Annotated in this window: 10 protein-coding genes; all 10 read left to right on the top strand. The window is 55.7% G+C overall.

The window, feature by feature from the left end:
• The first annotated feature begins 332 nt into the window (after positions 1-332).
• A complete protein-coding gene (locus B2828_RS14715; RefSeq protein ID WP_479634525.1) occupies positions 333-1,775 on the top strand; it encodes a GDSL-type esterase/lipase family protein in 1,443 nt (480 codons plus the stop codon).
• Between the two features lie 17 nt (positions 1,776-1,792).
• Positions 1,793-2,809 carry a glycoside hydrolase family protein gene (locus B2828_RS14710; RefSeq protein WP_479634524.1) on the top strand — a complete coding sequence of 339 codons (1,017 nt, stop codon included), beginning with the start codon at positions 1,793-1,795 and terminating at the stop codon, positions 2,807-2,809.
• A gap of 21 nt (positions 2,810-2,830) precedes the next feature.
• The gene (locus B2828_RS14705; RefSeq protein WP_479634523.1) at positions 2,831-3,532 is read left to right on the top strand and encodes a hypothetical protein; all 702 of its coding nucleotides are present in this window, start codon (positions 2,831-2,833) and stop codon (positions 3,530-3,532) included.
• On the top strand, positions 3,529-4,080 hold the full coding sequence (locus tag B2828_RS14700; protein WP_479634522.1) for a hypothetical protein: 552 nt from the start codon (positions 3,529-3,531) through the stop codon (positions 4,078-4,080). Before B2828_RS14705 ends, B2828_RS14700 begins: the two co-directional genes overlap by 4 nt.
• Entirely contained in the window at positions 4,077-5,054 is a 978-nt protein-coding gene (locus tag B2828_RS14695) for a PulJ/GspJ family protein (RefSeq protein ID WP_479634521.1), read from the top strand. Before B2828_RS14700 ends, B2828_RS14695 begins: the two co-directional genes overlap by 4 nt.
• A gap of 38 nt (positions 5,055-5,092) precedes the next feature.
• Positions 5,093-8,110 (top strand): hypothetical protein, encoded by a 3,018-nt coding sequence (locus B2828_RS14690; RefSeq protein WP_479634520.1) that lies wholly within the window; start codon positions 5,093-5,095, stop codon positions 8,108-8,110.
• Positions 8,100-8,423 carry a hypothetical protein gene (locus B2828_RS14685; protein ID WP_479634519.1) on the top strand — a complete coding sequence of 108 codons (324 nt, stop codon included), beginning with the start codon at positions 8,100-8,102 and terminating at the stop codon, positions 8,421-8,423. The genes B2828_RS14690 and B2828_RS14685 overlap by 11 nt, the downstream gene beginning before the upstream one ends.
• 23 nt (positions 8,424-8,446) lie before the next feature.
• Positions 8,447-12,568 carry a sugar-binding protein gene (locus B2828_RS14680; protein ID WP_479634518.1) on the top strand — a complete coding sequence of 1,374 codons (4,122 nt, stop codon included), beginning with the start codon at positions 8,447-8,449 and terminating at the stop codon, positions 12,566-12,568.
• A 100-nt stretch (positions 12,569-12,668) separates the two neighbouring features.
• Positions 12,669-14,843, top strand: coding sequence for an alpha-galactosidase (locus B2828_RS14675; protein ID WP_479634517.1), 2,175 nt, complete (start codon positions 12,669-12,671; stop codon positions 14,841-14,843).
• A 179-nt stretch (positions 14,844-15,022) separates the two neighbouring features.
• The gene (locus B2828_RS14670) at positions 15,023-15,166 is read left to right on the top strand and encodes a DUF3309 family protein (RefSeq protein ID WP_479634516.1); all 144 of its coding nucleotides are present in this window, start codon (positions 15,023-15,025) and stop codon (positions 15,164-15,166) included.
• Positions 15,167-15,183: the final 17 nt, after the last annotated feature.

The raw sequence follows: 15,183 nt of genomic DNA, 5'->3' as shown, positions 1-15,183 counted from the left end.
GTACGAGGTATTGCGAATATCTCATTGCATCGCCGCAGCATCTTCATAGCGAAGAAGGTGCTGCGGCGTATTTATTTTTAGAGGGAGTGGGCTGGGTTTTTGCTTGGGAACAGCGCATTTAAAGCCGATGACTAGTCAAGCGAAAGCACGCGGCGGGTCGCCGTGTAATGCCCATTAAAGCTGGGTTTCGATGGGTGAAAATAATTTGCGTTTGATGCATCGGCATGCACTGCACATCGATTGTTGCGGGAGAAGACTAGTCATATTTTAAATGCATGAGATCCCTCCTGTCTTCTTGGCTGTGTTCGGCGTGCATTTGCGCATCGCTCTCCATGGCTCCCGCAATCGAGCCGCGCCTTGCCTTTGATTTTAACGCCGGAACGGGAACTTCCGCGTATGGTTTGGGCAGCAATTCTGCGGAGTTGGTGATGCACAGCTCAAGCAATGAACCGGTCAGCCTTTACGGGGCCGACGGGAGCGGATTGACCGGAAAACCAGGAGACTTTGCCCTCGATATTGGCCAGACCACCCAAGCCATGGGAGCCGATGGAAAATCCGGTGGAACGGCCAAAATTTCCGATGATTCCAGGGGGCTTGGCCCAATGGCGTCATTTACTGTGACGGGGTGGTTCAAAGCGGCCAGCCCTTTGGGAAAAGCAGCTCGGATCGTGGAGTATACGGATCCCCTGCTCAACGGATTTATCTTTTTCACGGGAGACGGCGGGATGCTTTCTCTTGGAATCAACAGAAAGGCGGCGACGATCCCCTATCGGTCTAAAAACTGTTTCAACCAGAATGCGGATGGACACTGGGTGTTCTTCGCGGTGGCTTATGATAGCACCAAGGGGAGTGCTGTTTTCTACGGAGGAACTCCGACCGCCGATCCGGAGGTCGTTGCCACGGAAAATCTCGATGCGGGAAAGACGGTGGAACTCAATCAGCACGGTTCTCTTACCATTGGAAATAACAGCATCGGCACCCGCCCTTTTCACGGGATGCTTGACGATATCGCCATTTACAGTTCCGAAGCGGATGGCACAGGGGCGTTAAGCCTGGAGCAAATTAAGGAGATCTACAAAGCCAACCTTGGCGCGGTCCCGGCTGCAAAGTCGGTGGCGGTTGAACGGCCTCTGAAAATCGGAATCATTGGCGATTCGACGGTTTGCAATTATCCCGACGACGCTTTGTTGCGGGGGTGGGGGCAGATGCTGCGGCAATATACGATCCCCTCGGTTGCCTTCATCAATGAAGCGCAAGGCGGCACCAGCACCAAAACGTTTCCCCCCGACCGCTGGCAAAAAATCCTGACCGCGAAGCCCGACTTTATTTTGATCCAGTTCGGCCACAACGACGCCCACGGGGCCGACCGGCCCGAATCGACCTCCGCCGCCACGGATTACAAGGATAACCTCCGTCGCTATATCGTCCAGGCGCGCAAAGCGGCGATAACCCCCGTCCTCGTTACCCCGCCTCACCGGCGTTTGTTTTCAGCTGGGCATGTCACGACGGAGTTGGCGCCGTACGCGGATGCCATGAAAGCCGTTGCGGCGGAATTGGAGGTGCCGCTGATTGACCTCTACGAGCAAAGCGGAGCGTGGCTGGATTCCCTGGGAGAAGAGGGGAGCGCCCACGTCACAGCGAACCGCAGGGCCAATCCGGAAGCGGATGATCGCACTCATTTTACTAAAGAAGGAGCTGCTTCTTTGGCCGGGTTTGTCGCCCAAGGCTTGCCCAAGTGTGATCCGCGTTTGGGCAAAATTCTGAAAGCTCAGTAACCTTTTTATTGGCCATTATGGTGAATTCTTCATTTCCATTTTTTCAACGCGTCAAGCGGGTTCCCCATAATACGGGATTTCGCATGGAAGGTTACTGGGTGTGGTGTGGTTCGGTGATTGAGGGAGAAGATGGACGCTATTATATGTTCGCTTCCCGGTGGTCCCGAGCTTTGCCGATGTTCATCGGTTATGTGCTGAGCTCGGAGATTGTCCGGGCTGTTTCCGACACGCCGTATGGTCCCTATCGTTTCTTGGAAAAGGTGATTCCCAACAGCGACCCCAAGGCCTGGGATGGACGCATGGCTCACAATCCGTCCATTCACAAGTGCGGTGACACCTATTTGCTCTATTACATCGGCTCCTCCTTTTCCGGCCCGCTCCGGCCTGATTCGCCGGATTGCTGCCAGGCACAGCGTGATGAAAGCTATGCCAATATCCGGATCGGCCTGGCCACCTCCCGTTCACTGGATGGGCCGTGGAAAGCCATGGATCGGCCCATTCTCGAACCGCGCCCAGACAAATGGGATTCGCAGATCGTGACCAACCCCGCGCCTTGTATTAGAGACGACGGCCGGGTTGTCCTGTTTTACCGCTCCAATACACCCGATGGGTTACGCATTGGGGTGGCCGCTGCCGATACGTTTGAGGGACCGTATTACCGCCTGTCGGACGAGCCGGTTCTCCGTTTCGAGAACGGGGATTTCGTGGAGGATCCCTTTGTCTGGTGGGAGAAAGATCATTACGAAATGCTGGCCAAAGACATGCTGGGCGGCATTACGGGGGAGGTGCATGCGGGTGCCCATTTCCGGTCCGATGACGCTATTCACTGGACTCCTATGGAGCCTCCCAAGGCGTATTCGCGAACGATCACCTTTGAAAATGGGGAAACGACCCAGCTCGGTTGTTTGGAGCGCGCGCAATTGCTCTTTGACCAACAGGGTCGCCCCATCTGCCTGTTCGCCGCCGCAGCGGACGGCCCTGGTGGATTTAATAGAGCTTTGAATACCTGGAATATTGCGATTCCACTGAGATAGTCATAAAATTAAGCACCCCATATGCCCCCCCGCATCCATGTAGGAATTTTTGGAGGCATCGCGGCTTTTACGCTGGTCGAGCTTCTGAGTGTAGTTGCTGTAATTACGATGATGACGGTCGTCTCGGCTCCCGTCATCCAGTCCGTGACGGGTTCGAGCTCCGCATCCAAAACCATCGAGGATTTGTCCGGAGCTTATGAAATGGCCCGCATCTACGCGATGACCCACCATACCTACACCAGAGTGGGGCTTGCCCGGGTTTCAAGCGATTCGAGCGTGATGCAGCCGACCCTCATTGTTGCGACCATTTATTCCGTTGACGGCTCGCTGACAAATGACGACGCCGCCAGCATGGCTGACGATACGAAATGGCGTTTGACCGGGAATGTCCGTGGGTTTGGCAACTTTTGGCTTTACGACAGCTTGCAAGGCGCCTCCCCTTCGACGGCGGACGATTCCAAGCCTTCCGATACCGATATCGATTCCTTTAGCCGCTTTGCAGGCAGGGCGGGAGTCCGTTCTTTCGGCTGCATCGTCCAGTTCAATCCCGCTGGAGAAGCGCGGGTTTTGAAATCCGAGCCGACGCGCTACATCAAAATCGGCGTTGATCAACCTCTCAACCCTAGCGCTCCGGATACCCCCCGCGCCCGCAATCCGTTCATCCTTCGCTTGTCAGGCATTAATGGCAGTGTGAACGTGATCCGCAAAGAGAACATCCTGTGAAGCCAATATCCCCCCAGCAGCAGGCCTTTACCATGGTCGAGATCGTCCTCGCGTTGGGCATCGTCGCTTTTGCGTTGCTGACGTTGATTGCATTGCTGCCGGCGGGGATGAAGAGCAACCAAAACTCCACGGAAGAAACCCAGGCCATCTCGCTTCTCACTACGCTGGAAGCGGACCTTCGCAATACCCACCCGGCGGCGAACAACGGGCTATCGCAGCTTTTTGGCCTCGCGCTTCCCTATCAGATAGGGAGCAATAACCGGCTCACTGTTAATACCACCCTGGAAACCAATAGAGTCTCCTCGCTCTATTCCGTGGGTGTCAAAGACGATGGAACCACGATTGACTACACCAGCACCAATCTGCGGCTTCGCTACCAGGCTTCCATTATCTACACCCAGGTGCCCGCAGCCAACAGCCTCACGCCGATTCATGCCCGCTTGATTGTCAACTGGCCTCCGTGTAATGCGACGGAACCTTCGGCGTTGATCTCACCGGGGAAGGTGAGGGGATTTGTGGAAACCTACGTCACCTTTCCGCAGCCATGAAGAGCCGTGCGATCCATAACCGGAATGGTTTTACGCTGATTGAGATCATGGCGGCGATATCCATCCTGTCGATTTTGGCAATCATCATTGTCCAGATCACCGGCACCATTACACACACCACCAAACTGAGCAATCGTGCCATTGACGCCGCCATGCAAGCGAGGTTGGCTTTCGACCGCATCGGTCTGGATCTGGAAGGCTTGGTCAAACGGAGCGACACCGACTTCATGGCTCAAAACGCCGCTTCCGGAACCAACACCTCGCTCTTGCTGTTTATCTCCTCGGTTACATCGCCTGCATCATCTCCAACCAATAATCGTGGGCTTTCCATCATTGCTTATCAGGTGAATGTTCATGCGGATAACAACGGCTTGCCTTGCCTGATTCGTTCCGGTCAATCCATTCCGTGGAGCAACGCTGGTGGCACCCTTGCCTCTGCTGGCTTCATGGGGCTTCAGGCCAACGGATTGCCGCTTTCCTTCAGTTCTTCTGCTTTCGACGCATTCCTGCCCAAAACCGCCGATTTTGACGTGCTGGCCGAGGGGGTGATCCGGATGGTCATTGGCTTCCAGCTTTATCCCGATAACCTCGCGGTAATGCTCGCGGACGGAACGACGATCGACAACGCCCGCGGGCAAATTGTTTACAGCCCGCCCATTCGCGCGCTTACCCCCAGCGGCGGCGGTGCAGCGGTGAACTATATTGATCTCTCCCGCATCAGCGCATTGGTCATTGGGCTGGTCGCCTTGGATCTTCCCACGCTACGCCTGTTGAACGCCACGCAGATCGCCAACCTCGGCAATGCCTTCCCCGTCCCGGCCAACAAACTCTCCCCGCTGCGGGCGTGGGGAAGCAAGGCGGAGCAGGCGGCTTCCGACCCCGCATTTTCCACCATTCCGCTTCCGGTGCGTCAGGCCGTCCGCGTTTTCGAGCGCAGTTATCCCGTGACCCCTTTTGCCACCCAATCCCTATGAAAAACGCTCCACGCCTTCTTCCTCAGAACGGCCGGGGTATGGCCCTTGTTATCACGCTCGCTTCGCTGGTGCTGCTCACCGTTCTGGTGTTGGCCTTCTTTTCCAGAGCTCAGAGTAACCGGCAGATTTCCTATTCGAGCACCAGTCTCCTGAATTCCAAATTCGCCGCCCGTTCCGCCATGGATATCATCACGGGCGAACTGCGTGCGGAGATCGCAGATTCTACCCGATCCATACCGAGTGGAAGCAATGGCGTTTGGCTTTACCAGCCGACATCTGCCGCATATCTGCTCCCTGCACAACTCGGCGTTTCAGGTGCCAGCGGGCCTTTGGCCAAAGTCTCCGCGGATTCAACTCCCATCCGCCCGAATGGCACGATCCAGGGGTCTTCCGTGTCAATATCTACCCCCGGCCTTAACGGACAATCAATATCTGCGGCCCGATGGTTTACCGCGAGGGGCAGCAGCCCCATGCTGGGCTCGCAATCGACATTGCCCACATGGCTCTTCCTGACACGGGGCAATGGCGTAAAAACGCCAGGCAGCCTCGCCGATGCCCGGAATGCAGCGAATAGTGATTATGTCATCGGGCGATTTGCCTATACCGTCTACAACATAGGGCAACTCCTGGACGCGAACCTCGCTGGCTACCCTTCCACGGCCGCCGCCGATGCGGCCCTTAAATCATCCTGCGCCTATGCCGACCTCACCGCACTAGGGCTAACTTCCGCTAACATCAGCAGCTTGCTCTCGTGGCGCAACGGCGTAACAGGAACCGATGCGCAAACATTTTTCGAGTGGGCTTCCGGGATAGCTCCGACGTCAGGTCCCTCCAGCCAACCCGCCCTCAACGCCGCCCGCTCCGGGCATCTTTCAATAGCCAACGGAGACAATACCGTCTGCTCCCGCCGCGACCTTCTCAATAACCCTAACCTCGGCGCGGCCGCGAGTTCCCTGACGCATTTTTCCCGCACAATAAATGCCCCTTCCTATGCTCCGGCAACCGTCACGGGGACCAATCCCAACTTTGCCAACCTTCGTTTCCAAGGTCCGGCCAACGTGACTCACTATCAGGACGACGGAAGCGTTCAGACGTATAGCGTTCAGGCCGGGGACTTCTTGCTCCAGCGGCGCTTTTCACTCGCCAGGATCGCGTGGCTCACCCACACAGGCCCGCTCGCCGGGATTTCAGACGATGCCATCAAAGCCTGCTTCGGATTGAAATGGGACAGTTCCATGAACGGATGGATTTACGTGGGAGACTCGGACTCGGTGCAATCGACCATCAAAACGCTGGCGCAAGTTGCCGCGGCCAATCGCGAGCCCAATTTCTTTGAATTGCTGCAAGCTGGGATTTTACAAGGCTCATTGGGCCAGAGCAGCGGGAACACAGGCATGTCCACGGGAGGACTCGACGGAGTATCCATCAACAAAGCCTACCAAATCATACGCATCGGCGCGAACATCATCGACCAGTACGACTCCGACAGCTACCCCACCGTCATCAACTTCAACAATTATCAATTCTACGGCATCGAGGATATTCCCTATTTTAACAAGATTGTCTTCAAGAACTACGCTCCCAATATCGTGGGCGGTCACTTTGCCCCACCCTACCATGTTTATTTCCTGTACGAGTTGTGGAACCCGCACCAACTCGTCTCTTCGGACACGACCGGACGTCCGACGCGGTTCCGCGTTCGTGTCGGCTCCAGCGCAAAATACCAGCTTGTAGGCGTTAAGTCCTACGGTCCTCCAACCGTGACAACTACGCTTATGGCTTCCTCGTCGCTGCTCAGCACCGCTGACAGCAGCCTCATGGAGTTCGATGTCGACAGCGTCAACTCAGATCCCAAGTTCAGCTACCGCGAACCCCGGCTGATCCGGACGGGCGATTCGCCCAAGCTGTGGCCCGAGCTCGCGGACCCGACCCTGGGCGCCTGCAACGCGCTCCGGCTCCAGGATGTGACTTCGCTACCCAGCGGAGAGACCACCATGGTCGGGATGGTCTACACTCTTTCCTCCGGCATTTTTGTCCTGGAATATAAGGACGGGTCTGTTTGGAGGCCCTACACCACTTTCACGGGCCATGAAGAATCGGGCGGGACGGGGATTGGCGGGGCCGGATCATATGTGGCGGCCTTACCGTTCACGGCAAATATAGGAGTCAAGAATCTCACGTTCACGTGCAAATCCGATCCGCGAACATTTCGCCTTGATGCGGTGGACTGTATCGGCAGCGATCAAACGGAGGGGGACAATTCCCTGCACTCCTCCGCCAATGCCTATCTTTATAACAACCACATTCAACCCAGCTTCATCCCCAAAAACACCGTTACCTATATGTCGATGCTGGCCATCAACACCAGCACCGCCAAAGACCCGAATAACCGCGCCCTCTATTACACGGACGGCGACAACATTGTGCGGCCGGCCGATGCAGCCTACGGGGGCAACCCGTATGAATTGGGCGACAGCGCATCCCGCCCGGTTGTGCTCAATCGCCCCTTCCGGAACGTGGGCGAACTTAGCTATGCCTTCCGGGACCTTCCCTGGAAAACGCTCGACTTCTTTTCAGACAAAAGCGCCGACGGAGCGCTTCTGGACCTCTTTTCCGTGAGCGATGAACCCGCCTGCACGGCCGGAAGAGTGAGCCTAAATTCTTCTCAACCCGCCGTCGTACAAAGCCTCTTTTCGGGAGCGCAATACATTACGAATGCTTCGGATCTTGCCTCATCGTTTGTTGCATATAGCGGCGCCAACACATTCTCAAACATCGCCCTTTTGCCCAACTTCGTTGCCACCGGACCGGCAAACCTCAGCTTCATCAAGACCCAGCGCGAAGCCCCTGTCCGAGCCCTTGCCACCAGCAGCCAAAGCCGGACATGGAATCTGCTCATCGACGTGGTAGCCCAAACCGGCCGTTACACGGCGCGATCCAACTCGCTCAACGACTTCCTGGTCGAAGGGGAAACCCGCTACTGGCTCTCCGTCGCAATCGACCGCTACACGGGGAAAATCATCGACCAGCAACTGGAGAACGCCAGTGAACATTGACGGAAAAAAGCAGAGAGAAGCACGCGGAGGCCGAATGAGCCAATTAAGAACGGCGCTTCTGCTGCTCGCATTCCTTCCGGTCTTTTGCGTTGGAGCCTGGGCGCAACAAAGCCACCCCGCCGCATCCCCGGCAAAAGAATACGAAGCCTGGTTTGATGTGCAAACGGGGCTGCCCACGGGTTGCCGTGAGGGAGGAAAAGCGTTTGCCTTTCAGTTTTCCGCAACACCGGAGGCCCTGCAGCTTCCCCTCGAATATCAGTCCGCAGTGGAAAAGTATGAGGCAGAACTGCGTCATGCGGGTCTCCTGCCTTAGCCTCTCATTGCGCAACTATTTTATTGAACTATACCATGCTGAAACGCTCCTTTTTACAATGCCTTGCCGCCCTGCTGATGATCAGTGCAGGGGCGATTGATGCCAATGAACCGGCGCTTCCCAAGATGCCTTTGACGCCTCCCCCTGTTCCGTTTTTGGCAAAACAGACCGGCAACGAACCTCGGATTTTCAAGCCTGAATGGGTCGGCAAGGAAATAGTTGCAGGCAACAAGCGCATCGCTATGAACCAGGAGGGAGCCATCCTTTTTTATGTAGATGGTCTGGAAATCGGGAAATTCCAGCTTCCGTTCTCGCTTGAGGACAAGCGAACAGGGAAGAACCAGTGGCTGGAGACTAATATTAACTGCCCCCGGGAATATTTCGACCTTGCCAAGTCCGCCATCGTCAAAGACCCCGACGCCCTTGTCTATTGCAAAACATTTGTTTACGGCGGCAAGAGCGCCGAATGTATTACCACGGTTCGCCTTCAGCCGGATGGTAAAGTTTTGGTTGCTTATCGTTGGACTTCATTGGACTCCCCCGACTTCCAACTTGTTCCAAGAAATCTCCGGCTCATCATTCCGATGCCATCGATTGGTGGGGAAAGTTTTCAGATGGATGAGGAGACCCAAACCATTCAAGAAGGAGTCGAGAGCCAGAACTGGACTAAGCGCCAATTTAAAAGCCTCGTTGTATTTTCCAGCGTGCCCGGAAAATCCATCTCCATCCTCGGCACGGCCAATTCAGGGGACTTGATCGTCGATCAGCGCAAAGACAACGTAGCCTTCCGTGTTTTAAATAGGAAGGATCAAACCAGCATCGAGATTTTGCTCGATATCAGCAAAGGATTGGCTGCCCGTGTCGCAGGGAAGATTCAAGCGGGGATCGACTTCAAAGCCGTTGACGCTCTCGAATTGCCCGATTTCACCTCATCGAAAAATCTCATTCAGAACTCGTCGTTCGAACAGGGGCTCGATTCTTATTGGGGAGAAAATGCGCCTAAGTATTACGAAGGTCCCGCCACATGGGACAAGAAAGCGTTCGCAGTGGACGGGACGCAATCGATGTTTGGAACGCACAGCCTTAAACTATTAACCGGCCCCAAAAGCAAATTAGATTTCCGCTTCATTGGCTATCCCTTCAAAACATTCCCCGTGCCGCTTTCGCCTGGTTGCTACACGTTTAGCTTTTACGCCAAAGGTGAAGCCGGGGATGCCCAGCGATTGAGCGTCTGGTTTCCGAACTCGGCCTGGACGGGATCGAGAAATCGGTTCTTGCCCATGGGCTGGAAAAGCTGGTCGGAGGCGGGCGCGCAGCAGGTCTTCGAACCCACAGCGGAATGGAAACGCTACGCCTTTACATTTGAGGTTCCCGAATCCATGCCGGTGTTTGCCCACATCAGCGCGGATTCCATAAGCGGAAAATCCTCCGTTTGGCTGGACGGGTTGCAGTTGGAGGCGGGCGAAAGTGCCACGGCATACGAACCAAGGCGGGTGGAAGCAACGCTGCTGACGTCAAAGACGGACAACTTCCTCGCACCCTCAGATCCCATCAACGCACGCCTCGAAATCTCAGCCGCTCCCAACGCCGCAGGCAACGCAACGGTGCGTGTAAAGGATTTCTTCGATCAAGAGCTATTCCTAAAAACGGTTCCCTTTATTTGCGACGCGGCGGGCAAGGCTCAAATTAACCTGCCGCTGGAAGGGAAACTCCCACGGGGCATATTTGTTGTCCGGGCGCAGTACGACCTTAAAGACGGCACCTCCAGCTACAGCTTGCATCGGTTCTCCATCATGGATTCGCTGGGAAACAGGCATCGCCTCAAAGCGCTTTTTTCCGAAGACTATATTGATCAGGATGCCCAGCGTTTTAACTTCCGCGAAATGTTGGAGCGCCACCGCAAGGTTGGTTTGGGCGGCAAGTGCCATTCCTATCTCTGGAATCGCGAAATCTGGGAGGAGTATGCGAAATACGGCATCGATGCTATGGACTCGATGATGTATTCCTTGATCGCCCCCTATTCAGGCATCAGCAACCCGTTGAAAGGTTTCGGAATCATGCGCACGCCAAACCTCAACGGCTTGGCTGAAAACGATCCCCGCTTCTTGATCAGAGACTTTCATTATGATGCCAACGGGGAAGTCACGGAGGAGTATCTCAAAAAATTCCAGAACACGGTCAAAACGATCGCCAGCGAAAACCCGTGGGTTCCCATGTGGACCTTCGGGATCGAAATATTCTCGAAATTTCCCGTGGATTGGTGGTCGAAAGACGGTTCTCCCGCGAGCGCTTATCGCAAATACGCCCAGCTCTCAAAAGCTTTTTACCTCGGCGTCAAAGAGGGCAACCCGAAGGCTCTGGTTTACCAGCAAGCGCCATCCAACATGTCGCCAGAGCGGGGAATTCCGGAAACCGGACTCCTCCTGGAGGAAGCCAATAAACTGGGCGGCTTCAAGTTTGACATGATTGGAATTCACCCCTACCGCAAAACGCCGGAAAGCCCCGACCTCGATGCGGACACGCAATCGTTCCTGTCCGTATTGGAAAAAAACGGCTACGGCAACACCCCCATCTTCTGGCCCGAAGCCATGCACTACGGCCCCTACACCATTCCCAAATGGGGCGTGGTCTCGGAGAGTTGGCTGCCTCCATCCTGCTGGTATTATGGAACATTATCTTACGATATGGGATGGGCGGAAAAAATATCCGCTGCGTGGCGTGCGCGCAGTTGGTTGGTGGCGCTAAAATATCAGGATCGGGTGAAATCCATGATGTCGAGCGCCTTTATGAACAACTTCGAAATGGATCTTAACCTGACGCCATTCGCTACGCAAAAAATATCCAATACACTGGGCCGATTGCTTGGTAATGCCTACTTCAAAAAGGACATCCGGTTTGCTCCCTATATCCGCTGCTACGTTTTTGAAGATGAACTGAAACGACCGGTGGCAGCTGTCTGGTGCCACCATCCCAAAGTGGATGCGGGAACCATGGCGCCACCGGAAGTCACGATTAGCGCCAAGCAAACGCTTCAGCAAATTTTTGATCTCATGGAAGGCGAACGAACATTTTCGCTGGATAAAAAAGGGAATATGAAATTTGAATCCTCCTCCTTCCCGCTCTTTTTCCGGGGAAAACCCGGAACGCTTGATGCCTTCATCCAGTCATTTGAAAACGCCGTGGTGGCCTCTGCCGAGGGAGCCTCGCCACTCATGCTGAGCGGCAAACCTTCCGCGCCGGATAAGATTGAGGTCGCTGCAAGGAATGCCCTGTCCAAAGCATTTGAAGGTGAACTGAATAACGGTGCGGAAAAAATGGCGCTGAAAATTCAACCCTCGGGCGCTGCCTCTTTCCAGGTCAGAGCTCCTATACCCCTCAGCGCCCGGGAGATCGTGGATGAAAAATTGCCTCTTTCGATCCGCTCCCGCACGAGTGCGTTCAACGCAACCCTGGGTTTTTCCGGATTCCTTTGCCCCAAAGCGCCCGGCCCCATCAAAGTGGACGGAGAAATTGATGATTGGGAGGCCATTGCTCCCATCCCGTTCAAAAACCGCTTTCTGCGCGACAAAACGTTGAAATCGGTTTCGGATGCTGATTTCTCCGGCTGGTTTAAAACGGCATGGACCCCGCAGGGGATCTATATTTGCGTCAAGATCACGGATGACAAATTTGTCGTTAAACCGTTCTCCCGCCCCGGAGATCGCTGGAATAATGACGCGCTCCAAATCTTTTTCGATTCATTCTGCGATGCGCGTTCCAAGCTACAGCAGGTCTGTGATGAAAATGACTACGAGTATGCTGTGCTTCCCTCCGCGGACGGTCTGCAATCTGAAGTCTACCGTCGACGCACGCCGGATCCTCAGCTCGGCCTTGCCACGCAGGCACCGCAAAACAACACCATCGCCAAAGACATCCCATCGGCATTCAAGCAGACTGCAGACGGCTATGTTTATGAGGTTTTCTTCCCTGCAAAATATCTGCTGCCCATCCGGTTGGAAAAGGGGAGTGCTGTAGGCTTTGGGTTATCGGTAAACGACCGCGACGATTTGCAGGGCGATGCCAAGTCGTCTCTCACGATCTCTCCCGATGGCACCGATTGTTCCAATCAGCCTCAACTATGGCCTGCAATGCTCCTCTGGGAGTAATCCATCCTGCCTAAGCATCTCAGCCGCGTCCACACCAGATGCCCTTCGCATCAGTCCGGCCCTGAGCTTGAGATAGCTATGTATAGACTGCGATCTTTTTATGATTAACTTTGACGGCACCCTTTTTCACCTTCGCACCCGCGGGACCAGTTATGTATTGCGGGTTTTGGATGGCCACCTCCTTCATGCCTACTGGGGATCCTCTCTGCGGCAGCCCGAGGTTCTGCACCTTGGGGTGAAGCGGGATGGCTCATTCGCCCCTATTTTTACTTTGGACGGCGAAACGGTTTCTCTGGATTCGCTTCTCCGTGAATACCCCGACTATGGCCGAGGTGATTTTCGCTCCCCCGCATTTGAGGTGGAGGGCTCCGACGGCACGACCGTGAGCTGCTTCCGCTACGTCAAGCACGCCATTCAGCAAGGTAAGGCGCCGCTGGCCGGGCTTCCTGCTACCTATGTGGAAGCTCCAGAAGAAGCGGAAACCCTGGAGATCCTTTTGTGTGATGAGCTGACGGGTATTGAAATTATTTTATCGTATTCAGTGTTTGAGAGTTTCGACGCCATTACCCGCTCGGCCCGGTTTGTTAACGCCGGAGCCGCCCCGGTCCGCCTGCTGCGGGCTTTGAGCGCATCGGTAGACTTCCCTGAGGCCGACTTTGACTTCTTGCAACTGAGCGGCGCCTCCGCGCGCGAGCGGCATATTGTTCGCCAGCCCCTTCGTTCTGGCGTCCAATCCGTCGAAAGCCGTCGTGGAGCCAGCAGCCACCAACAGAGCCCGTTTGTCGCCCTGTTGGAGCCCAGTGCCACGGAGGATCGAGGCCGCGTCTACGGCCTCAGCCTGGTCTATAGCGGCAACTTCCTGGCCCAGGCCGAAGTCGATCAGCTTTCTCAGACGCGCGTGGCCATTGGCATCAATCCATTCAATTTCACTTGGCGGCTGAATCCCGGTGAATCGTTCCAGACTCCCGAAGTCGTGCTCATTTTCTCCAATGAAGGACTCGGTGGCCTCTCCCAACGCTACCATCGGCTCTACCGTCAGCGGCTTTGTCGTGGCGTTTGGAGGGACAAAATCCGCCCCATCCTTATCAACAACTGGGAAGCCACCTACTTCAACGTCAATGCTGAAAAAATTGAAGCCATTGCCGACACTGCGGCCCAACTCGGCATTGAGCTCTTTGTTCTCGATGACGGCTGGTTCGGCAAGCGCGATGATGACCGCTCCTCGCTCGGCGACTGGACGCCCAATCTCAAAAAGCTCCCCTCCGGCCTGCCCGACCTCGTCCGCCGGATCAACGCCAAAGGGATGGAATTCGGCCTCTGGTTCGAGCCGGAAATGATCTCCCCCGACAGCGATCTCTACCGCGCCCACCCCGACTGGTGCCTGCACGTTCCCGATCGGGCTCGTACCGAGAGTCGCCAGCAGCTCGTCCTTGACTACTCCCGACAGGACGTGTGCGATGCCATGGTGGATAGCGTCTCCGCCATCCTCGCCTCAGCGCCCATCAAATACGTCAAGTGGGATATGAACCGGCACATGACGGAAGTCGGCTCTGCCCGCCTCCCCGCCGAACGCCAGCGCGAGACTGCCCACCGCTACATGCTCGGCCTCTACAGCGTGCTCGAGCGGATCACCACTGCCTTTCCCGAAGTCCTCTTCGAGAGCTGCTCGGGTGGCGGCGGACGCTTCGACGCGGGCATGCTCCACTACATGCCGCAGACGTGGACGAGCGACGACAGCGATGCCGTTGAACGGCTCAAAATCCAGTACGGCACCAGCCTCATTTTTCCCACCATTACCATGGGCGCGCACGTCTCTGCCTGCCCAAACCACCAGGTCGGCCGCAACACTTCCATTGAGATGCGCGGCCACGTGGCCATGTCGGGTAACTTTGGCTACGAACTTGACCTAAACCGCCTGAGCGACGAGGAACGGGGAATCGTCCGGAGGCAGATTGCCACTTACAAAGAACTGCGAGGACTGCTGCAAAACGGCATCTTCCATCGGCTGCGCAGTCCGTTCGAGGGGAACACTGCGGCATGGATGGTGGTCAGCGAAGACGGCTCGGAAGCGGTTGTCTTCCACTTTCAGGTTCTTTCTCGGCCCAACCCACCCAGCGCCATTTTGCGGCTGCGCGGACTGGATCCCGAGGGCCGCTACCGCGTGGCTGAGTTGGACCGGACCTTTGGCGGCGACGTGATGATGCACGCCGGGCTCCAGTTTCCCGACGCCACGCAAGACTTCAGCAGCCACATGTGGCACCTCACGCGAGAATAGAGTTGAGTTGCCAATGATCTGGGTCGTGCGGGAGGGCCCGCTTGATCAAAATGCTTCGTGAGGCGGCATGATTTGCCTAGATGGATCGCAGCCCTCATACGGGGAGAAACGCTATCGGGATCTTTGATCCGTAACTATAAGGAGCCGCCCTTGGATGTGCTCTTTAATTTTAAAACGCCATGGCCACTGTTCTGTTTGTTCTTCTGCTCCTGCTTCTGCTCGGTGCGTTGCCGAGACGGCCCTACAGCACGGGGTGGGATTATTATCCGAGTGGTGGTTTGGGGGGGCTTCTGCTGATCTTGATTTTACTGGGGCGATCATAATAGATCGTTCCATTCGC

The sequence above is a fragment of the Spartobacteria bacterium UBA695 genome, assembly GCA_002298145.1.
In the GTDB taxonomy this organism is placed as follows: domain Bacteria; phylum Verrucomicrobiota; class Verrucomicrobiia; order Chthoniobacterales; family Chthoniobacteraceae; genus UBA695.
Note: the sequence above shows the minus strand (reverse complement) of the source record. Positions and strands in the feature narration are given on the sequence as shown.